The following is a 20,561-nucleotide window of genomic DNA, read 5'->3' as shown; positions in this document are numbered from 1 at the left end:
CATGGCGTCATCCTCCGGCACCCGCCGCCTAGCGGGTGTGAGTTGTGGCTCAACTCGCCGGATCTTGACGCCTTTTCACTTTTCCACCAACTTCCCGACACTACCGGCGTCCCGCCCGACTACCTGATCGAGCAGATCGCGGCGAGCCTCAAGCTGCCGCCGGAGGTGCTCTATTTTTGGGCGCGGCGGATGACTCCGGACGTGGTGCCGACGGAGTATATCGACGCGGCTCAGATCGTGACGGCGTTTAGACTATTTAGGGCGGCGCTCAAACGCGACAGCGGACGGCCAAGTACGGGAGTAGCGCGATGAGACTCTTCGGCGAAGTGATTGCTGAGGCGCGGCGGAAGGCCAATCTGACGCAACAGCAACTCGCCGCGCTAATCAAAACCGAAGGGGGGCGGATTTCCGGGCCGTATCTGAACGATATTGAGCACCGCCTGCGGCATCCCCCGCGCGGCTTTCTCCTCCAGCACTTCGCGAAGGTGCTCGACCTCGACGTGGAACTGCTCTACTTCCTGGCGCATCAGATGCCGTTCGATATCGATTTCAGCAAGGTCTCAGAGGAGCGGGCACTCGCCGCATACCGGGTGTTCCGGAAGATGTTGAAGACAACAGCCGGAAACAACACGACACCACTGGTTGTTCCCCGTCGGCACCAGTTAAACAGAATTGCGTGATTGAGGAAGAGAGAGAATTGAGCTCATCTTAACCGCGAAGGAGCGGCGATTAGATCGCAAGCAGAGCTGCAGTCAGAGGCAGCAGAGACAAAGGTTCGGGATATACGGCGAGCGAACCGGCGACAGTATTCAGCGGAAGAGAAGGTCCGGATTGTGATTGCGGGTTTGCGCGGCGAAGACAGTATCGCCGAGCTGTGCCGCAAGGAAAGGCCTCAGCCAGAATCTCTATTACCGGTGGAAGGACTTCCAGGAGGCGGGCAAGAAGCGGCTAGCCGGTGATACTGCCCGCAAAGCGCCCCAGCGACGAAGTCAAGGATTTAGGCGCAAGAGCGTCAGCTCAAGGAACTGCTGGCCGAGCTGTTGCTGGAGAGCCACTTGCTCAAAAAAGCGTACTTGCCGATGGGAGTCCGATATATGAGATCGTCGCGTGCCGTACACGATCGGATCGACGATGTGGCCTAGCACAAAACAGCGACTTCGCGCAGCAGCGATCTCCGAATTGGAAGAGAACTCGAGCAGGAGCGGTCAAGCGGTCTTTTTGGTTTCGCAAGTGACTTTCCGGCGCTGCGATGCTGTCCGGGCAGAGCGCGACCCTTAAGCGCTGGACCGGGCCGGGCGCTCATCTCGCGTGCGACTATCTTCGATTTGCAGCATGGACAGATGGAGTTCCGGTTTGATCGTGTGGCCGCAGGGCCGGTGGACCAATTCCACCGGGACACCCGCGCGTCCAGCCATCCAGCGATCGCCCCACTCGGTCATGGTAGCCATGAGAGGGTAGAGATCAAGCCCTTGTTCGGTAAACCGATAGTCGAATCGAAACGGACGCTTTTGGTAGGCGACGCGGAGGAGGATTCCATCGCGCACCAGTTTGCGCAGCCGGTCCGATAGGCGATGCGGCGTGAGCCCCAAATCCTGCTGAATCGCGTCAAACCTGCTGATACCCAGAAACACGTCGCGTATGATCAGCATCGTCCAGCGGTCGCCGACCACCGACAGGGTTCGGGCGACTGAGCAGGTCATCGTGTCGATTTGTTGCCAGCGCATCTACCCGATAGTTTTGCACAACCCGCGATTCAAAACTAGGTTCCTAATTGGAAGTGATAAAGGAGGAATCTTACACGGCAAGCTGGCGCGAACATTTTCCCCATCGCCGCGCCTCGCTCGGCGCCCCAAACGTCAATTGAGCATTGACGACTGAACAAGCGTGATCGGTTACGACGCCGTTCGACGAGCCTCGCGCTCACACCGAGCCAATCGGCTCCAGCACCACCACCGGGATCTGCCGTGAGCCCGCCCGCTTCTGGTAGTCGTCGTAGGGCGGATACATCGCGGCCATCTTCTGCCAGCCGCGCGTTCGTTCGTCGCCGCTCGCCGTGCGCGCGCGGGCGTGCATGCGCTTCGCGCCCACTCGGATCTCGCACTCCGGATTCGCCTTCAGATTCACGTACCAGCCCGGAGGCGTCGGCGCGCCGCCCTTCGAGCCGATGACGACGTACTTACCATCCATCTCCTGGTATAGGAGCGGCAGCGGACGGAGCTTCCCGCTCTTCGCGCCGCGCGCGATCAGGAGCAGCGTCGGCAGCGGGCCGGGTCCGCCGCCAATGGTCGAGTCCCACAGATGGGCCTTCTCGGGCTCGGACAGATAGAGCTCCACGTGGTCCGTGAGCCACTTCGGCATTGCTTCCGGGAGCTTTTCGAACTCTTCTTTTTCACTCATGATGGTTTCCTTTCGTCGAGATGTAACAGTGCTGCGGAAATTGGGGGCAGCAGCTGCTGCAGCGTAAGGGATTTACTGCCGAAGAAATATTCCGCGGCCGGTGCTTCGCCACGAGCCATCGGTCGCTCACGCTGTCGCCCGTTCGATTTTTTGCATGTACCGGTCGATATCGGGAGCGAATGCTGGATGTTTCGACAGTTTCGCGAAGTGAGCCATAGCATCCGGAAACTGCTCGTCGACGTTCCCAGCCAGAATCGGCTCTAGTCCTCGCTTCTTCAGATCTCGGGCGCGCGGCTTCTCGTTATGGAACAGCCCGAGCTCAGCCACGAAGCACACGTCGGCCAGGGTCAGGCGGTCGCCTACAATGAAACCTCGACCTGCCGAAAGTGCGGAGTTGATCCCGGCCATGTATACCGCGAATGCTTCGCGGGTTCGATGGTAAATCTCCTCGGACAAGGATCCGCTGCCCAGCGCGAGCAGATAGATTTGTGAATCACGCGCGAACACCAGACTTGCGTCGAGAAAGCTGTCGATCCGTGACGTTTCGTAGGGATCCTTCCCATATACCCCGAGCTTAGCATCACCGAGCCTGGCCACCGCGCGCATGATGCTGTTGGATTCGAAGATTCCGACCTGTCACCCCTAGCGAGCATCTGCTAAAGTCAGAAGTGTCAAGTCTAACATAATTACCTATGCTAGCAAAGATTGGAATGCTTGTCACTATTTTATGCAAGACTCAATAGGGACGGAACTTCACTAAGGTTATCGATTGCTGACCGATATTTTGCGAAACCGCGCACAAAGCCGAGTCGAGCTGCCCACAGAGACGATTGAACTTTCGTGTCAGTTGTGTCCATTCGAGCGATAAGTCGGTGTCGATGTGTGTAGCGCGTTGGTCTTCCATAAATTGAATGAATTGCATTAGCTCGGAACATGCGCGCGAGAGCTTGTATCCCAAGCCACGGCGCATTTCCAGATACTCATTCAGTGATTCTCTTAGAGTAATCATGGCTCGTCTCGGGCCAGGGAAGGCCAAGCTGCGTAGGCAGTCAGGTCGGCCTTAGCATAGATCGCTGTGGTCTGAGAACTGCGATGCGGAGTATCTGGCCAATCTCCGGTAAAGATGTTCCTTTGCGTAATATTTCAGTTGCTGGTGCTTGCCGAAACTGATGTCTCCTCTACGGTGTGCGTATCCCCACGCGTGTGAGTGCCCGGTTAACAATGGAGCCTATAGCTATTGAGTTTTAGAGGCCTCGAATTGGTGCAATAACGCGTGTGAAGAGTGACGCGACTGTCATTGCTGCGTGGGCGCCGTTTTAGGTAGTCGGCAATTGCCGTACCTACGTCGGATGACAGTGGCAGTTGAGAACGCTCGTCGGTCTTTCCTCGTATGTATATGCAGCCCGCTCTCCAATCGATGTCGTCGAGTTTGAGCGCGACGACCTCGCCTGCGCGTATCCCCAACCGAGCAAGCAATAGGAGGATTGCAAAATCGCGTCGGCCTACAACAGACTCGCGATCGCATGACGCGAGGACTCTACGCAAGTCATCCTGGGAGATCGACCGAGGTATTGCGGTTAAGGACCAGCTGGCGACTTTGGGAACTCCGGCTTCCGCAGTACCTTGGGTATCGGAGGAACGAGCGTAACGCTGTGGTCGTGTGATGCACTCGTATCTTTCCTTTAAGAAGCATTGCCTGGTGCCGCACAAATTTCACGACGTCCTGAATGCGGAGTTGGGACAATGGCCCCGACGTGAAGCCAGAAATAATTTCACAATCGACAGATATTTGTGCGTTGTTTGGGTGTTCAACCCGCGGTCAGGAACCCACCGCAGGGCGACACTAGTCCGTTCGCTGCCATTGTCGCTGACTATAACCTCGGGCGTCGCGCGCTCACCGGTGAGGCGCTCGAGTTCGCGCACGACCCGCACGCCGCTCAATGAAGTATCGACCACCGTGGCCAGGCATTCACGGCTGAAGTCGTCGACGCCGCGGAGGATCCGCAAGCGCCGGCTATCACTCAGCGTGTCGGTGATGAAGTCCAGGCTCCAGCGTTGATACAACGTAGAATGATCGAGCTTCACCAGCCTGCAGTCTCAGCGCACGCGCGATCGATCACATCTTCTTTGTCACGGTCACCCGGATCGCGACGCCGAGCCTCGAAGTGCAACTCATCAATCGGCTGCGGATGCGGCGTGACATCCGGCGCACACCGATTTTCGGCCTGGGACGCGCCGCCGGGGTCGGCGGTCTCGGCTGCGCCGCGGACTATCTGCGCGCCTATCCCGAGCAGATCGCGATGCTGGTGTCGGTCGAACTCTGCTCGCTAACCCTCCAGCGGACCGATACCCTGATCACCAATATGATCGCGTCGGGACTCTTCGGTGACGGCGCGGCGGCGGTGATTATGCGCGGTGCGGAACTGGCTGGAAATCAGCGTCCACAGATCATCGATTCGGGTTCGATAGTCTATCCGGACAGCGAACGCGCGCTGGGCTAGGATCTGATCGAGAGCGGCTTCAAGATTATCCTGTCGGCGCAATTATCCGGACTGGTGTGCGAGCATCTGGCGGACGACCCGGGCGCTTTCTTGGCGCGGCACAGTCTCAGCCGCAGCGATATCAGCCATTGGGTGGTCCACGCCGGCGGACCGAAGGTGCTCGAAGCGGTCAAAGAGGCGCTCGAGTTGGCGCCGACGGCGCTCGGCGGTTCGTGGCGCTCGCTGCAAGGGATCGGCAACGTTTCGTCGGCGTCGGTGCTGTTCATTCTCGAGGAATTGCTCGGCAGCGGACGTCCGGAACCGGGTCAGTGGGGCGTCGTGCTCGCGATGGGACCCGGTTCGGTATCGAGATGGTCCTGCTCCGTTGGTAGCTGTGCGCTCGCTCGAGGCCTACTACGCCCTGGTTGCGCTCGTCGGAATCGAGCGTCTGTTCGAACTGTGGTTGTCGCGGCGTAACGCGCGGCGCGCGTTCGCGCATGGCGGAATCGAGAGCGGTCAACGGCATTACCGCGCGATGGTCGTGGTGCATACGGCTTTTCTGGCCGCGTGCGTCGGCGAGCCGGCATTTTTCCATCGCGAGTTTCCACCGGTCCTCGGATGGGTCGCGCTGGCCGGCGTGATCGCCGCGCAGGGTCTGCGCTACAGCGCGGTGATTGCGCTGGGCGAACGCTGGAACACCCGCATCATCGTTACGCCGGCCGCAGCTCCGATTACGAGCGGACCATATCGCCTAGTGCGCCATCCCAACTATATCGCGGTTGCGCTCGAGCTGGTCGCGTTGCCGATGGTTCGCGGATGCTGGCTGACGGCGATCGTCTTCTCAGCCGCGAACTTCGTTCTGATGCGCATTCGGGTCCCGGCGGAGGAAGCCGCGCTCGGCACGAAATACGCGGAGGCCTTCGCAGACCGTCGACGCTTCTTGCCGCGCCTGACAGGGCGTTCGTGACCTGAGTCCTGACGCGCTCCCCTCCTTCCTTGATATTATCGGCGGATATTCTTTGGACCTTTCGTTCTGCTCTACGGCATCGCGTTCTTCATCATTCTCGCGATCTTGTTCTCGCTGCTCGAGATCGGCGTGATCCATTACGCTTTTGGCGCGCTCGGCCTGCCGCCGGAACTGGCCTTTATGGCGCTCTTCGCCAGCCTGCTCGGCAGCTTCATCAATATCCCGATCGCGCGCATCGACGGCGGCGCGGCGCATAACGCCGAGATGGTCAGCGCCTTCGGCGTGCGTTATCGAGTCCCGGCGCGCGCCGCGGGCGCGTCAACCGTCATCGCGGTCAACGTCGGCGGCGCGGTGGTGCCAATCCTCGTGTGCCTTTATGTGCTGATCCATCAGGCCAGTGCGATCGTACCGGCAGCGATCGGCGCCACGATCGTAGCGATCGTGGTCAATCGATCTGCCCGGCCGGTCCGTGGACTCGGCATCGCAACGCCGATGTTCATCCCGCCGATCGTCGCGGCGATGGCCGCATATCTGTTAAGCGGGCTGTTTGGTAACCAGCATCTGGACGCGATCGCCTATGTGAGTGGGGTGGCGGGAACGCTGATCGGCGCCGATCTCGCAAATCTAGGGAAGCTCAGCGATCTCGGCGCGCCGGTCGCGTCGATTGGCGGCGCGGGAACCTTCGACGGGGTTTTTCTAACCGGCATCGTCGCCGTGCTGTTAGCTTGATCTACGCGAACATCTCGGGTTCGCGGGAGCTCAGCCAAGCGAGCCCGCGATAGGCGTAGTGCACGCCCGAGGCCGCGGTGACTACCACCGTCAGATGGAGCAGCGTGCGCCATAGCCGAGGCTCGCTCGCGCCGAGATGCGACAGCGCGCCGATCACGCAGGCGAGCTGAAAGACCGTTGCGGTCTTGCCCAGGTAGCTCGGACGCACCGGCACGCGCTCGTCGGCATAAAAGGAAATCATCAGGTAACCGAAGACGATGACGACGTCGCGGATAACAACCACGCCGAGCAGCCAGCCCGGCATCACATTGTCGGTGGTCAGCGCGACAAAGGCGCTGAGCAGCAGCAGCTTGTCGGCGAAAGGATCGAGAATCGCGCCGATTTCGGTGCGGCAATCGAACCATCGTGCGACCGTGCCGTCGAGCGCGTCGGTCACGGCGGCGGCGCCGAAGACGTAGAGCGCCGTGGTGAAGCGGCCTTTACTGAGCATCCCGAGGAAGACCGGGATCAGGAAGAGCCGGCAGAGCGTCAGCGCGTTGGGGACGTTGAGGAGCTGGCCGAAGCTGAGCTGCGGATAATGCGCGACCAGGGACGGAGGCGCGGACGATTTCGGTGAAGAGGCCATCGGTCTCGAACTACTCACGCACGCTCCATCTGGACCGCGCGCGGGTCAAGAGGGCGGCCTTGCGCAGGCGGCCGGCAACGGCCGGACTGACCCGCGCGCGCATCGCGACGACGCCGTCGCTGTACTCAGCGGCGAAGACCTCGCCGTCCCGCCGCGCCATCGCAACGAGGTCGCCGCGCGCCGAGGGCAAGGTCACGGCGATCTCTTCGCGCAGCGGCGCCAGTGTTCGCGCGATCGCTTCGAGCAGGTTGTCCAAACCCTTGCGCCGCAGGGCAGAGATGCCCACGCATTCTTCACCATAGTGCGCCCGCGGCGGGCCTTCGATGAGATCGATCTTGTTGAGCACCACGAGCCGCGGCGTCGCACCTGCGCCGATCTCCTCTAGCACCTGATCGACCACGCGCATCCTCTCGTCGAGCAGTGGCGACGAGGCGTCGGCGACGTGGAGCAGGAGATCGGCGGAGCGGACCTCTTCAAGCGTCGCCTTGAAGGCTTCGATCAGCATGTGGGGCAGCCGATGAATGAAGCCGACGGTATCGGCAATCATCACCTGGATGTTGCCGGGCAGCTTGAGCCGGCGGATAGTCGGGTCGAGCGTCGAGAAGGGTCGATCGGCGACTTCGACGCCGGCGCCGGTCAGCGCGTTCATCAGGGTGGATTTGCCCGAACTGGTGTAGCCGACGAGCGCGACGGTGGCGTAAGGAACGTCGGTGCGGCGGCGGCGCTGGATCGAGCGGGTGCGCTCGACCTCGCCAAGGCGGGCTTTAAGGCGGGTCAACCGCTCGCGCACGCGCCGTCGATCAACTTCGAGCTGGGTCTCGCCGGGGCCGCGCGTACCGATCCTTCCGCCGGCGCCGCTGCCGCCGGTCTGTCGCGACAGATGGCCCCATTGGCGCGTCAGGCGCGGAGCCAGATAGCTGAGTTGCGCGATTTCAACCTGCAGCTTGCCTTCAAGGGTGCGCGCGCGTTGCGCGAAGATGTCTAGAATGAGCTGCGAACGATCGATCACGCGGAGCTTGAGTTCATTTTCGAGGTTGCGGGCCTGCGCCGGGCTGAGCGCGTCGTCGAAGATCGCGAGCACGGCCCCTTGCTGATTCGCGAGTTCGCGAACCTCGGCGGCTTTGCCGCGGCCGATAAAGGTGCGCGGATCGATCGCCTTGAGCTTTTGCTGAACGCTGCCCGCGACTTCGGCACCGGCGCTTTCCGCCAACGCGCCGAGTTCGGCGAGCGACTCCTCAGTGGTGATGCCGTCGCGCGCGCCGGTTTCGACGCCGACCAGAATCGCGCGTTCGCCCGAAGTGGTCGTCCGACTATCTGTGGAATCCAGAAAGCTGCCTCCCCTCTATGGCTCAGCGTAGCAAATTTTTGCCGATCGTCTGAAACACGCGGAGCTGACTTTTCGTCAAATCTAAGGAGGTGCTCGCGCGTCTGACTGAGCGCGGGCAGATGACCGGAGGGAAGAAGAGCAAGAGCCGGGATTCTCTTTGACAGGCTCAGGGCAGGCTTTCGCCTCGCGGACTCGGCTCAGAGTGACGCAAGAGGCTTGGCGGGATTGAACTAACGCTCAGCGCGTGGGGAGGTGACGACTTGCCCTCCGCGATTGGGAGTAGGAAGATCATAGCGCCAAGTGCGTTAACAATCATATGACCACTCGCAATAATCGATTTCACCGGATGACGATCGGCCTTGGCGGCGCGATTTTAATCTTTGCGCTGATGGTCTGCGCGCGGATCGTCGGGGCGCAGCAGGGCAGCTTCCCGGCACCCCTGGAACTGCCACGAAACCAGCCGCAGAGCGGCGCGGGCTCGACCCTCGAAGTCCCGGCTAACGGCCTCCAACATGGCGCGACAGATCAGCTTCCACCGATCGCGCCGCAAGCGCCTCAGGAGCTCTCGATCGCGCCGCGCCAACTGCGCAACCAGTCCGGTTACGAGCAGGTGACGGTCACCGTCACCAAGCAGGACGGCACCTACCAGACCGGTCTGCAGCGCGACGACTTGCAACTCTCGATTGATGGGCAGAATCGGCCGATCGAATTTTTCCGGCGCGATCTGAACACTCCGGTCTCGGTGGGGATTCTAGTCGATACTTCGGGAAGCATGCGGCCGAAAATTCCTCAAGCGCGGGCTGCGATCACGACCTTTATCGAGCAACTCAATCCGCAAGATGACATCTTTCTGGTTGCATTTTCCGATCGTGATTATCTTTTACAGCCTTTTACCCTCAATCACAGACTCGTAATCGACAAGCTGCAAATCCTCAACCCGTGGGGCGAAACCGCGCTCTACGACACAATTATCGAGGGCCTCATCCGGGTCCGTCATGGCCGCTGGGACAAAAAGGCGCTGCTGGTCGTCACCGACGGGATGGATAATGAGAGTCAGGCGGATCTGCAAGACGTCGTCGCCTATGCGCGGCGGATGGGCGTGCTGGTGTATTCCATTGGGATCGGGGAGGACAATGGCGGCGGTGGAGGCGGACTTTTCTCGGCTTTTTCGGGTATCGATGAGGTCGATGGACGCACGCTGAGACTGCTCTCAGGCGAGACCGGGGCCAAGACCTACGTCTTGAGGGAAGTTGGCGACGGCGAAGCGATGCGCGACGCTTGCCGCTCAATCAGCGAGGAGTTGCGCGAGCAATACACAGTTGGATTCGTGGCGCCCAACGCCTCCAGCGGTGGTTATCGCACTATCCGCGTTGACGTTCCAAAACATCCGGAAGATACTGTTCGCGTCCGTAAGGGAGTTACAGTAGCTGGCGGTACCGAGTCAGCCTCGGCGGGCGCGATCGGCGCGCCTTGAGTGATGACGCAGGTTTTCTGTGATCGCACCGAAGGTCTGAAAGGGGAGTGCGCGCCTTTACTGTGGCGCGAAGCTCTGGTAGCCTCGCGGTCAACAAAAGGAAGAGGGAAAGAAGCAATACCTGATGCCTCTCGAGGCCGCCCGTAAACGGGACATCATAAAGGCTAACGCCAGAGCGGCAACCGACAGCGGTTCGTCCGAAGTTCAAATCGCGATTTTTTCCGCGCGAATCGAGCAGCTCACCCAGCATCTCAAGGGTCACGCGAAAGACCATCATTCGCGTCGCGGATTGTTGCGCCTGGTCGGCAAGCGCCGCCGTCTGCTCGACTATCTGCATACGCAGGACTTTGATCGTTACAAAGGACTGATTGCGAAGCTCGGCATCCGGCGTTAGGCCGCGGCATCGCGGCATTGATCGTTGGTGATGCGCGGGCTCTGCGCGCGTCACGTCCCCTTGGGTGCATCAGGAAAGTAACGCCGCGTGGCCGAGCCGCGACATTGAACGGCGTTGCAGTCGTCTCCATCCCGCAGGTGTAAGCAATGTATCGAAAGCTAGAGATTGAGTTTGCCGGGCGGCGGTTGTCGCTCGAGACCGGCCGTTTGGCCCGTCAGGCGCACGGCGCCGTCCTCGCGCAGTATGGCGATACGGTCGTGCTCGCAACGGTGGTATCGGCCTATCAGGCGCGGGAGAAGATCGATTTTCTGCCGCTCACGGTGGACTATCAGGAAAAGACCTTCGCCGCCGGCAAGATCCCTGGCGGCTTTTTCAAGCGCGAAGGGCGACCGTCGGAAAAAGAGATTCTGACTTCCCGCCTGATCGATCGGGCGATGCGTCCGCTGTTTCCCAAAGGCTACGACAAGGAGACGCAGATCGTCGTGACGGTGCTCTCGGCCGATCGCGACAATGATCCCGATACGCTCGCGCTGATTGCGGCATCGGCGGCGCTCGAGGTTTCGGACGTTCCGCATAATGGGCCGGTCGCGGCGGTGCGGATGGGCCGGATCGACGGCCGCATAACCGTTAATCCGAAATTTGCCGAATTCGAAGAGAGCGACATCTCGCTGGTGGTCGCGGCCAAGCCCGACTCGATCGTGATGCTCGAGGGCGGCGCAGACATCGTGGACGAGGAAGCGGTCCTGGAAGCATTGTTCATGGCGCACGAAGAGCTGCGTCCGGTCTTCGAGCTGCAGGAGGAGCTGCGGCGGCTGGCCGGCAAGCCAAAGCGCGAATTCAAGCCCAAGGTGCTCGATCCCGCGCTGCTGGCCGCGGTCAAAGAGCAGATGGGCGGCGACCTCGAAGCGGCGCTCAAGATTTCCGGCAAGCAGGAGCGCAATAACGCGGTCTATGCCCTCTCGGATCGTGTCGTCGAGGAGATGGCTGGCCGCTTTCCCGATCGCGTCAAGGAGCTCGGCGAGGCCAGCGAGAAGGTGCTGCGCGAGCGCGTGCGCCGGGTGATTATCGAACAGGATCGGCGCATCGACGACCGCAGTTCGACCGAGATCCGTCCGCTCAGCGCCGAAGTCCAGGTGCTGCCCCGTACGCACGGCTCGGCGCTGTTCACGCGCGGCGAAACGCAGGCGCTGGTAACGGCGACGCTCGGCACTTCGTCCGACGAGCAGCGGGTGGACGCGCTGTTTGGCGAGCGTTTCAAGAAATTCATGCTGCATTACAACTTTCCGCCGTTTTCGACCGGGGAAGTGAAATTCTTGCGCGGTCCTTCGCGCCGCGACACCGGGCACGGCGCCCTGGCGGAGCGCGCGCTGGCGCCGATTCTGCCGGCGGAAGACGATTTTCCTTACACCATCCGCATCGTCTCGGAGGTGCTCGAATCCAACGGCAGCTCCTCGATGGCGAGCGTGTGTGGCGGCAGCCTCGCGCTGTTCGACGCCGGCGTGCCGGTCAAGGGGGCAGTCGCGGGAATCGCGATGGGCCTGGTCAAGGAAGGCGAGCAGGTGCGCGTGCTCACTGACATCCTGGGCGACGAAGACCATCTGGGCGACATGGACTTCAAGGTGGCGGGCACCGCCGACGGCATCACGGCGATCCAGATGGATAACAAGGTCGGCGGCGTGACGCGCGACGTGATGCGGCAGGCGCTGCTTCAGGCGCGCGAGGCGCGACTGTTCGTGCTGAGTGTGATGGAAAAGGCGCTCGAGAAACCGCGCGCCGACACCTCGACCTATGCGCCGCGGATCGTAACCCTGCATATCAAACCCGACAAAATCCGCGACGTCATCGGACCCGGCGGCAAAGTGATCCGCGGACTGGTCGAAGAGACCGGCTGCAAGATCGATATCGAGGACGACGGCACTGTGCGGATCGCGTCGGCCGACGGCGACGCGATGGAACGGGCGGTCGCGGCGATCCAGGGCATCACGGCGGAGCCCGAGGTCGGACGCATCTACCACGGCGTGGTGCGCAAGATCGTCGAGTTCGGCGCTTTCGTCGAAATCATGCCGGGCACCGACGGCCTGCTGCACATCTCACAGCTCGCCAAAGAGCGCGTGCGGCGGGTCGAAGACGTCGTGCACGAGGGCGACGAGATCATGGTCAAGGTGCTCGACGTTGATCGCAGCGGAAAAATCCGGCTCTCGCTACGCGAGGCGCAAGAGGAACTCGAGCAAAAGGCCAAATAGGATTCGAATCTGATCTTGATGATAAAAAAGAGCGTACTGACGAACGGGGTTCGCGTTCTCACCGAGGCGATGCCGCAGGTGCTGTCGGCCACGATCGGCATCTGGGTCGAGAATGGCTCGCGGTACGAAGAGGGGCCGGAGAACGGCGTCTCGCACTTTATCGAGCATCTGCTGTTCAAGGGCACCGCGAAGCGCACCGCGGCGCAAATCGCCGAGTCGATCGACGCGGTCGGCGGCGTGCTCAATGCGTTTACCGGCAAGGAGTACACCTGCTACTACGCCAAGGTGCTGGGCGAGGACGTCAAGATGACGGTGGATTTACTCGCCGACATCTTCCTCGATTCAGTCTTTGCCCCCGAGGAGATCGATCGCGAGCGGCAAGTGGTGCTGCAGGAGATCTCGCAGGCCGAAGATACGCCCGACGATTTTATCCACGATCTCTTCAATCTGCATTTCTGGGGCGGCCATCCGCTGGCGCTGCCGATTTTCGGTTCGGTCGAGACCGTCAACGCGATCGATCGCGAGCTGCTGGTTTCGTTCATGGCCGATCGCTATCGCGCGGGCAGGGTCTTTATCGCCGCGGCGGGCGCGATCGATCATGAGCTGCTGGTTGCGGACTGCGAACGGCTGTTCGGCGGGATCGAGGGTGACGGCACGATCGGTCCGATCACGGCGCCGACCGAGCGCCTGATGGTGCTGAACCAGGCGAAGAAGCTCGAGCAGGCGCATATTTGTATCGGCGGCCGCGGGCTCAGCCAGGTGGACCGGCTGCGCTACGCCGGCTACGTGCTCAACACTGCGCTCGGCGGCGGGATGTCGTCGCGGCTGTTCCAGGAGGTGCGCGAAAAGCGCGGCCGCGTCTACAGCATCTATTCGTTCATGTCGGCGTTTCTCGACTGCGGCTATTTCGGGATCTACGCCGGGACCTCGCCCGAATGGGTCGATGAGGTGATTGACGTGACGATCAAGGAGTTGGTGCAGGTCGTCCGCGAAGGCTTACGGCCGGCAGAACTGACCCGCGCGAAGAGTCAACTCAAGGGCAACATGTTGCTCGGGATGGAATCAACGGATAGCCGGATGAACCGGCTGGCGCGCAACGAAATCTATTTCCATCGCGACATCCCGCTCGAAGAGATCGCGCGGGGCATCGAGCAGGTCACCAACGATCAGGTAGTCGAGCTGGCATCGTCGTGCTTCAAGGGCGAGCGCATGGGAATGGTGATGCTCGGTGATTTGAAGGGCCGCGAGATCGGCCCGGAGATCTTCGCCCCTCTGAACTGATCATCCGACTTAGCGCGTAAACTTTCCGGACCCCCCTTGGTAAGCGCGTGAGTATCGGAGCAACTCGAACACGTTCTCCCTTTTCAAACAGGGAGTGGACTATCTAAGGCCCGCTATATTCAACTACCGGGTAGAAAGCGTTCTTGCCGGAGTAGTCGAAATTCAGGCTCGGACTCAGAATTCGCATCGTGATCGTCTTCACCGCCTGCGCCGTTTTCCATATAAAGCCATCCGGTAGAAGTATCTGAACTTCTCCTGTTCCTTGCCGGAAACCGAGTCGAGATGCGGAGTCAGATGGACTTCAAGCACACCGGGAACGGAGAAACGGCTGCGCTTACCATCCACGCTCATCTCGATAGGAACGAATTGCGGTTCCAGGACTTGGCGCCAGGTTGCAGCGAAAATCGCGAACGGTCCATCACCGCCAGCGCGTCCGTAGGCAATCTCAACGATAGCGGAGCGTTGTTCGACGCTAGCCCTGTCGCTGATGTACACGCCACCGGTTCCATTACCTTCGTGGATCGCGCGCGGCCACGATTCCGTCTGGATGAAATCGACCCCGCCAAGGTTCACATCACCGTAGTTTCCCTGGCGGATGTGATATCCGACCAGCGCCTCGCAGCGCCCACCGGATGGCAAACCGCTGAAATTGCATGGGCACCCGAAATCACAATTGCATGACTCCATGTAGTCGGCCGAAATATGCCAGGGGACCTGCTGAGTCATTGGCGGCTACCTCCCTATAAAGGGGAATGTTACGGTACTTGACAGTACTGCCGCGCCTGCTATTCTGGCTCGGACAGGCCGGTGCTCTAACGTTAGTGCTATGCGCGCTCATTCAATTCCTCGCTGGCGGCTTTCTGAAGCTCCGGCCTAGTCAATGGGGAGAACCAGTAGAAAAAGCGAGTGTAGTACGATTCCTTCGGACCGCTGCGATATCGAACTACTCCGTAGATGGCAACGCGCTTCGCTCCGCAATTGACGCTCGCCATATGCTCTTCAGTCCAGTGGATTGTTATGCGAATAGGGTCAAGTTCACCGCCGACGGCCAAGACCGAGCGGGCGATGTCTTGGGGCGCGTGAATCAGACGCTCCCATCTTGGCTCGGTCATATCCGCCACACAGTCGAATTTCCAAGAACCTGCAAGGATTTCGGTCAATTCAGCAGGACTACTTCCAACATTGTGCAGGTTGATCGTCAGGCGCGAGATTGGCTCTTGCACATGGAGTACTTCGCTCATCAGGGCGAGTGGCGTCATTCCCACTACCATCAGGTATGGCCGGTTGACGTGAAGAGCGAGGCGAGCGGCTTCGGCAGCAAGACCGGTCGCTTTAACCATTTCGCGAGTCACGCCTACCAACTGCCAATTGAATATCGCGATCGCGCCAGTCGCGGCGGCCGCGATTCCAGTAAAGAGGATAAGCCAGAGAGAATCATCATTGCTCTGACCCTCATTCTGACCGGAGCTGGCTTGATGATCTGGGGCGCCGATCATCGCGGCGGAATCGGTGTCAGTGTCTTGCTTGTAGGCGGTAGCCTCTGGGAAGTGGCGTTTGTAATTGCGGCTCGCGGGCTCACTTGGCTCTAGGAGTGAGTGAGCAATGGTCAGTAAGAAGGCTAATCCAACCACGAAGAATGGCAAACCAATGTAGCCAGCGCTTAGCACGCATGATGCTAGCCAGCTTTCACAGATATATCGCGTTCCTTGCGTCGCCGTCGCGCGAAGCGGGCCTTCTGACTCCGATAGTGCGGGTTCGTTTTCAATTCGTAGTCCTTACAGGTGTAGCAGTAGAAGAAAATGATTTTCTGCGCATGCTTCGTCTTAGGCATGGCTTCTCGCCCTCGGGAATCTTAGGTTCAATTGAACCTGCTTTCTGGCCGCGTGATGCAGAAGCATCCGCCAGTTCGGACGCTTCAGCATCCTGCTATAGCTTCGCCGAAAATGTCGGGATTCTTCCGGTTGTTGTGGCGGAACTGAAACTCATTCAGGTACAGGGGCAGATACTTCTTGCTGACGTTGTGATAGGCGCCGATGACTCCGCGCTTGAACAGCGCCCAAAAGCTTTCGATGTTGTTGGTATGGACTTCGCCGCGCACGTACTCATTCTCGGAATGCTTGACGGCTTCGTGCGGCAACCCGCCCGCCGCTTGCAGATAGTCATAACCGCGATGATCATCGGTTGCGACGAGGCTTACGCGGTCGCTGACGGCCTTGCGCACGAAGCGGTTAAGGGTTTTGGCGTCCGTATTCTCGATGATCTGGCAAACCACGTTACCCTTCCGACTGATGGCTCCGATGACGCCCACCTTGCCGGAGCCGATTCCGCCAGACGTGCGATTTCTTGTCCCAATGCCGGTTCTTGTCCTTGCCGCCGATGAAAGTCTCATCGACTTCCACGATACCCATAAGCTGCTTGAAATCATCATCCCGCATACCGGCGCGGAGCCGATGGCCGACGTACCAAGCGGTATGCAGAGAGGAACGCTCGCCAAAGAACGTCCGGCGAAGCTGGCGGGACGAAACGCCCTTTTTGCTCTGCAACATGGTGTAGAGAACCTTAAACCACGTTACGAGCGGGACGTTGGTATTCTCGAAGATAGTCCCGACCAGCACCGAGAACCGATAGCCGTTCTTACCGCACGTCGCGCTCTGGCACTGCCACTTGAAGGCTTGCTTGAGCGTGTAGACCTTTTCGTTTCCGCAACGCGGACATTTGACCTTACCGTCAGGCCATCGCCGGTCTTTGAGAAATTGGCTGCAAGCAGCTTCGTCGGGAAACGTCGCCATGAATGCTTGGAAGGTCATCATGCATAGAAATCTACCACCGAATCAGAGCACTGTCAAGTACCGTAACATTTCCTAATAAGCCTTTCGATGTCCAAAGTAGATTCAGCACTCCGAGACAGTTTTGGGAGTAGTTGACTCACCCACGCCACGCCTTTTCTGGCCCTGCCATGAAAGAGTCAATGAGCTGCGGGAACAGTGCAATAGTGGTAACAAGCTTGCCTTCGAGCCAAATTATGTCATCGATGCGATTAATCACTTTACCCTTATCTCGAAAGTGAATATCCATCGTTTCCATTTCGAATAGGGTCTTGCCTTGCTCGTATTTCATCCTGTTGGGGAATGGATATTGACCAGAAATAGCGGAAATAAGCCTCAGTACTTCTGCACCTCGCTCATCAACGGTCCCCTTAATTTCCACTCCTGACATAAGATTAGTAAGTTTCTCAGCCAGTCGTCGAAAATCGCTTTGCTCGCTGTAAAAATATTCGCTTGGTAGGCTAAGGCCGATTATTGGGGTCAGGGTTTCTAGCCCCCGTCGAAGCTTGAATTCAGCTGTCAATAAGTTTTTATCGCTCTCTTTGAGCGAATCGAATATGCGGGATAGACGAATTGCGCCGATTCCGGACCATATACCTAGCAGGGTTGCATTGATGGCGGCGACTTTCACCGGGTCCGGTATCATTCAAGAACCCCCTTTGCTTGAGTGTTTCGTTTCGCTCACTTCCACACCGCCTTCGCGGTTTCGACCACGAGGCGCAGCTTCGCCTGCTGATCCCCGGCGCTCAACAGATTGCCGCCGACCGTACTGGCAAATCCGCACTGCGGGCTCAGTGCGAGTTGCTCGAGCGGGACGAATTTCGCAGCCTCGTCAATCCGCCGCCCGATTGCGCCCGTGTCTTCGAGCACCGGCGTCTTGGTGCTCACCAGACCGAGGACCGCGAACTTATCCTTGGGCATAAAGCGCAATGGCTCGAAGCCGCCGGCGCGTGGATCGTCGTACTCGAGTAAGAAGCCATCGACGGCGCATTCATTGAACAGCCGCTCGGCGACGGCCTCATAGCCGCCCGCGGCGAGCCAGCGCGAGCGGAAGTTGCCGCGACACAGATGCATCCCAACCACGCTTGACACGATGATTACATTAACCCGCAGGAGTATCCCGCATGAAAGTACAACTACCGCTGGTCGATGATGCGGCCCACGAGCCGCAGACCGCCGATTCCGCACCAGACCGCGAGCCTGACGAAGCCGCGACCTTCGACGCCTATTCGCAGGCCGTGATGCGCGCCGCCGAGGCGGTGAGCCCGTCGGTCGTTAATCTCGAAGTCTTCGGCGCCGGCCGCGCCGGCACTGAGAGTCCGCGCGGTAGCGGCTCGGGTGTCGTCTTTACGCCGGACGGCTACGTCATGACCAACAGTCACGTCGTGCACGGCGCGGCGCGGATCAGCGTCACCGGCAACGACGGCAAGCGGATGAGCGCAACGCTGATCGGCGACGATCCCGATACCGACCTCGCGGTAATCCGCGTCATCGGCAACGACCTGCCGGCGGCGCAGCTTGGCGATTCGCAGCGGATTCGCGTCGGCCAACTGGTCGTCGCGATCGGCAATCCCTATGGCTTTCAATGCACTGTCACCGCAGGCGTCGTCAGCGCGCTCGGCCGTTCACTGCGAGCGCGCTCCGGTCGGTTGATCGACAACGTCGTGCAGACCGACGCCGCGCTCAATCCCGGCAACTCGGGCGGACCCCTGGTCAATTCACTCGGCGCGGTGATCGGCATCAACACAGCGACGATCATGTCCGCGCAGGGACTCTGCTTCGCAATCGCGATCAACACCGCGAAGCTCATCGCGGCCCGCCTCATTCGCGATGGCCGCATCGTCCGCGCCTATATCGGCATCGCCGGTCACAACACTGAGTTGCAGCGCCGCGTGACGCGTTTCCATCAACTGCCGGCGAGCAGCGGCGTAACCGTCGCGGCAGTCGAGCCTGACAGCCCAGCGCTACGCGCGGGACTTCTGCCCGGCGATATCGTGGTCGCTCTGGCGGGTAGTCCCATCGCCGGCATTGACGACCTGCAGCGGCTACTCACTGCAGATCGGATCGATACCCGTCTCGAGCTCGTACTGCTGCGCCGCACCGAAAAGCTGACGCTCACGATCGTTCCCGACGCCAGGCGGAGCGCAGCGGAGCCGGGCAGGCGAGTCCGCGAGCTGCGTTAGGATTAAGGCACCGCGACGAGCCGCGAACCTAACGTACGCCCGATTGCATTTTCGGACGCGAGTGCAATACTCCATCCCGTTCGGCAAGGGCGGGCCCCGCTATTTCAGGTGGCCTATGGACCAAACCTGAGCCTGAAGGAGAGCACCATGAAGCAGTCTGGAATAACGATCGGCGCGGCCCTCATCGCGAGCATGTTCGCGCTCGGCCTCGGAGCCTCGGCAAACGCCGCGAGTAACGCCAAAGACGAGGCGGCGATCAAGAGCGACGAACAGAAAATCATGGACGCCAGCAACGCTGACGAAGTCATGAAATACTACGACGGGAAGAACATCGTCTTCTTCGACTTCGTTCCCCCCGCGGAGTACAAGGGCGCCAAGGCGGTGCACGCCGACCTCGACAACTTCTTCAATAACGCCAGCGACGTCAAAGGCGAATTTCTCGACATCGGGGTTGTGACCGACGGCAAAATGGGCGTGGCGTATAGCGTTCAGCACTTCACCTGGAAGGGCAAGGACGGCAAGGCGCAGGAGGGCAACTTCCGCGTGACCGATGTTTATCGCAAAGAAGGCGGCGTCTGGAAAGTAATTCATTCACACGTCTCGGTCCCCGTCGATCCGGCGACCGGCAAGCCCGACATGGCGGCCAAGGTCAGCTAGCTGGAGTTCGACTGAGTAATCAGTGAGTATTGAATAATCAGTAGGTAATGTATGAAGCTCGGGGTGCTGGCGTTTCTGACTGAACAATCGGGGAATCCCGGCACGCTGGCGCGCACGGCCGAAGAAGTGGGCTGCGAATCATTTTTCGTCGCCGAGCATCTATGCCTGCCGACTAACTATTCGACTTACTATCCGCGCTCGAAGGACGGCAAGGTACCCGAGTTCTATGCGCGACTGATCGATCCTTTCGTCGCGCTCGCGATTGCCGCGAGCGCGACGTCACGGATCAAGCTCGGCACCGGTATCTGCCTGCTGCCGGAACGCAATGTGATCGCGACCGCGAAGGCCACCGCCTCGATCGACTTTTACTCCGGCGGGCGGCTGATTCTCGGCGTCGGCGCCGGCTGGTTTCCTGAAGAAGCCGCCGTGATGGGCGTGGATTTCAAACGGCGCTGGCGGCATCTGCGCGAAAGCGTTGAGGCGCTGCGCCTGCTTTGGAGCCAAGACAACGTGGCGTACGACGGCGAGATCATCAAGTTTCCGCCGCTCAAGCTCGGGCCCAAACCGTTGCAGAAGCCCGGACCGCCGATCCTGCTCGGCGCACACGATCCAAAACACGCGCTGAAGCGGGTCGCCCGCTATGCCGACGGCTGGTGCCCCGGCGGGCTGACCGTCGAGCAGGCGCGCGACTGTATCCCGCGCATCCGGAGCATGGCGCGCGACTTCGGACGCGACCCGGCGAAGCTCGAGTTCTCGGTGCTGCTGATGGGCGGCGCCCCGCCAACCGCCGACGTGATGAAGCAGTATGCCGAGGCGGGAGTCAGCCGACTGGTGATCGCAGCGGCGGGCACGGTGACCGGCGACGGCGTCGCGGCGGTCCGCAGCCTCGCGCCGGTGGTCGAGGCTGCCGCCAAAACTCCATAACCGTCGGTCTCACCGTCTGGATAGTCCGCGCTCCGTTGTCGCGTTTTCACCGTCC

23 protein-coding genes and 2 pseudogenes are annotated in these 20,561 nt (G+C 60.3%); 13 read left to right on the top strand and 12 right to left on the bottom strand.

Going from position 1 to position 20,561, the window contains the following annotated elements; genetic code table 11:
- The 3 genes and pseudogenes from VKS22_04795 to VKS22_04785 all read left to right on the top strand — a co-directional run.
- Window positions 1–312 (top strand): hypothetical protein (locus VKS22_04795; protein ID HLW69921.1); only part of this gene is annotated, 312 nt, incomplete at its 5' end.
- Complete coding sequence (locus VKS22_04790) at window positions 309–680, top strand: helix-turn-helix transcriptional regulator (GenBank protein ID HLW69920.1); 372 nt, start codon at window positions 309–311, stop codon at window positions 678–680. The genes VKS22_04795 and VKS22_04790, both read left to right, overlap by 4 nt.
- A gap of 48 nt (window positions 681–728) precedes the next feature.
- Window positions 729–1,067, top strand: a pseudogene (locus VKS22_04785) (transposase).
- A 207-nt stretch (window positions 1,068–1,274) separates the two neighbouring features.
- On the opposite strand, the gene VKS22_04780 reads toward VKS22_04785, so the two are convergent.
- From VKS22_04780 to VKS22_04765, 4 genes and pseudogenes are all read right to left on the bottom strand, one after another.
- Window positions 1,275–1,724 carry a helix-turn-helix domain-containing protein gene (locus VKS22_04780; protein HLW69919.1) on the bottom strand — a complete coding sequence of 150 codons (450 nt, stop codon included), beginning with the start codon at window positions 1,722–1,724 and terminating at the stop codon, window positions 1,275–1,277.
- A 196-nt stretch (window positions 1,725–1,920) separates the two neighbouring features.
- Complete coding sequence (locus VKS22_04775; protein ID HLW69918.1) at window positions 1,921–2,397, bottom strand: nitroreductase family deazaflavin-dependent oxidoreductase; 477 nt, start codon at window positions 2,395–2,397, stop codon at window positions 1,921–1,923.
- Between the two features lie 126 nt (window positions 2,398–2,523).
- The gene (locus VKS22_04770; GenBank protein HLW69917.1) at window positions 2,524–3,003 is read right to left on the bottom strand and encodes a glutathione binding-like protein; all 480 of its coding nucleotides are present in this window, start codon (window positions 3,001–3,003) and stop codon (window positions 2,524–2,526) included.
- 1,221 nt (window positions 3,004–4,224) lie between these two features.
- Window positions 4,225–4,455: pseudogene (locus tag VKS22_04765) on the bottom strand (DDE-type integrase/transposase/recombinase).
- A 53-nt stretch (window positions 4,456–4,508) separates the two neighbouring features.
- On the opposite strand from VKS22_04765, the gene VKS22_04760 reads away from it, so the two are divergent.
- The 3 genes from VKS22_04760 (at window position 4,509) to VKS22_04750 (ending at window position 6,573) form a co-directional block, all read left to right on the top strand.
- Window positions 4,509–4,898 carry a hypothetical protein gene (locus VKS22_04760; GenBank protein HLW69916.1) on the top strand — a complete coding sequence of 130 codons (390 nt, stop codon included), beginning with the start codon at window positions 4,509–4,511 and terminating at the stop codon, window positions 4,896–4,898.
- A 373-nt stretch (window positions 4,899–5,271) separates the two neighbouring features.
- Window positions 5,272–5,844, top strand: a complete 573-nt coding sequence (locus VKS22_04755; protein ID HLW69915.1) for an isoprenylcysteine carboxylmethyltransferase family protein — start codon at window positions 5,272–5,274, stop codon at window positions 5,842–5,844.
- Window positions 5,845–5,949: 105 nt separating this feature from the next.
- Window positions 5,950–6,573: a DUF1614 domain-containing protein gene (locus tag VKS22_04750; protein ID HLW69914.1), complete on the top strand. Its 624-nt coding sequence runs from the start codon at window positions 5,950–5,952 to the stop codon at window positions 6,571–6,573.
- Window position 6,574: 1 nt separating this feature from the next.
- Here the strand turns inward: VKS22_04750 and VKS22_04745 are convergent, their stop codons facing one another.
- Entirely contained in the window at window positions 6,575–7,198 is a 624-nt protein-coding gene (locus tag VKS22_04745) for a CDP-alcohol phosphatidyltransferase family protein (protein HLW69913.1), read from the bottom strand.
- 10 nt (window positions 7,199–7,208) lie between these two features.
- Window positions 7,209–8,477 carry a GTPase HflX gene (gene hflX / locus VKS22_04740; protein HLW69912.1) on the bottom strand — a complete coding sequence of 423 codons (1,269 nt, stop codon included), beginning with the start codon at window positions 8,475–8,477 and terminating at the stop codon, window positions 7,209–7,211.
- A 394-nt stretch (window positions 8,478–8,871) separates the two neighbouring features.
- On the opposite strand from hflX, the gene VKS22_04735 reads away from it, so the two are divergent.
- From VKS22_04735 to VKS22_04720, 4 genes are all read left to right on the top strand, one after another.
- Complete coding sequence (locus VKS22_04735; GenBank protein ID HLW69911.1) at window positions 8,872–9,999, top strand: VWA domain-containing protein; 1,128 nt, start codon at window positions 8,872–8,874, stop codon at window positions 9,997–9,999.
- Window positions 10,000–10,123: 124 nt separating this feature from the next.
- The gene (gene rpsO / locus VKS22_04730; GenBank protein ID HLW69910.1) at window positions 10,124–10,393 is read left to right on the top strand and encodes a 30S ribosomal protein S15; all 270 of its coding nucleotides are present in this window, start codon (window positions 10,124–10,126) and stop codon (window positions 10,391–10,393) included.
- Window positions 10,394–10,539: 146 nt separating this feature from the next.
- A complete protein-coding gene (gene pnp / locus VKS22_04725) occupies window positions 10,540–12,636 on the top strand; it encodes a polyribonucleotide nucleotidyltransferase (protein HLW69909.1) in 2,097 nt (698 codons plus the stop codon).
- 18 nt (window positions 12,637–12,654) lie between these two features.
- Entirely contained in the window at window positions 12,655–13,917 is a 1,263-nt protein-coding gene (locus VKS22_04720) for a pitrilysin family protein (GenBank protein ID HLW69908.1), read from the top strand.
- Between the two features lie 198 nt (window positions 13,918–14,115).
- Here VKS22_04720 and VKS22_04715 read toward each other — a convergent pair whose 3' ends face one another.
- The 6 genes from VKS22_04715 to VKS22_04690 all read right to left on the bottom strand — a co-directional run bounded on the left by VKS22_04715 (window position 14,116) and on the right by VKS22_04690 (window position 17,834).
- Window positions 14,116–14,643: a DUF1326 domain-containing protein gene (locus VKS22_04715; GenBank protein HLW69907.1), complete on the bottom strand. Its 528-nt coding sequence runs from the start codon at window positions 14,641–14,643 to the stop codon at window positions 14,116–14,118.
- A 98-nt stretch (window positions 14,644–14,741) separates the two neighbouring features.
- On the bottom strand, window positions 14,742–15,560 hold the full coding sequence (locus VKS22_04710) for a hypothetical protein (protein HLW69906.1): 819 nt from the start codon (window positions 15,558–15,560) through the stop codon (window positions 14,742–14,744).
- Between the two features lie 272 nt (window positions 15,561–15,832).
- Window positions 15,833–16,306: an IS1595 family transposase gene (locus VKS22_04705; protein HLW69905.1), complete on the bottom strand. Its 474-nt coding sequence runs from the start codon at window positions 16,304–16,306 to the stop codon at window positions 15,833–15,835.
- Window positions 16,191–16,727: an IS1595 family transposase gene (locus VKS22_04700; protein HLW69904.1), complete on the bottom strand. Its 537-nt coding sequence runs from the start codon at window positions 16,725–16,727 to the stop codon at window positions 16,191–16,193. Before VKS22_04700 ends, VKS22_04705 begins: the two co-directional genes overlap by 116 nt.
- Before the next feature lie 115 nt (window positions 16,728–16,842).
- On the bottom strand, window positions 16,843–17,373 hold the full coding sequence (locus VKS22_04695; protein ID HLW69903.1) for a hypothetical protein: 531 nt from the start codon (window positions 17,371–17,373) through the stop codon (window positions 16,843–16,845).
- Between the two features lie 50 nt (window positions 17,374–17,423).
- Window positions 17,424–17,834, bottom strand: a complete 411-nt coding sequence (locus VKS22_04690) for a hypothetical protein (GenBank protein ID HLW69902.1) — start codon at window positions 17,832–17,834, stop codon at window positions 17,424–17,426.
- Between the two features lie 32 nt (window positions 17,835–17,866).
- On the opposite strand from VKS22_04690, the gene VKS22_04685 reads away from it, so the two are divergent.
- The 3 genes from VKS22_04685 to VKS22_04675 all read left to right on the top strand — a co-directional run bounded on the left by VKS22_04685 (window position 17,867) and on the right by VKS22_04675 (window position 20,506).
- Window positions 17,867–18,925, top strand: a complete 1,059-nt coding sequence (locus VKS22_04685; GenBank protein ID HLW69901.1) for a trypsin-like peptidase domain-containing protein — start codon at window positions 17,867–17,869, stop codon at window positions 18,923–18,925.
- A 147-nt stretch (window positions 18,926–19,072) separates the two neighbouring features.
- Complete coding sequence (locus tag VKS22_04680) at window positions 19,073–19,582, top strand: nuclear transport factor 2 family protein (protein ID HLW69900.1); 510 nt, start codon at window positions 19,073–19,075, stop codon at window positions 19,580–19,582.
- 51 nt (window positions 19,583–19,633) lie between these two features.
- Window positions 19,634–20,506 carry an LLM class F420-dependent oxidoreductase gene (locus tag VKS22_04675; protein HLW69899.1) on the top strand — a complete coding sequence of 291 codons (873 nt, stop codon included), beginning with the start codon at window positions 19,634–19,636 and terminating at the stop codon, window positions 20,504–20,506.
- The last annotated feature ends 55 nt before the right edge of the window (window positions 20,507–20,561 follow it).

This window comes from Candidatus Binataceae bacterium, from assembly GCA_035308025.1.
GTDB lineage: Bacteria > Desulfobacterota > Binatia > Binatales > Binataceae > JAJPHI01.
The sequence above is the reverse complement of the archived record's forward strand: the minus strand, read 5'-3'. Positions and strand labels throughout refer to the sequence as shown.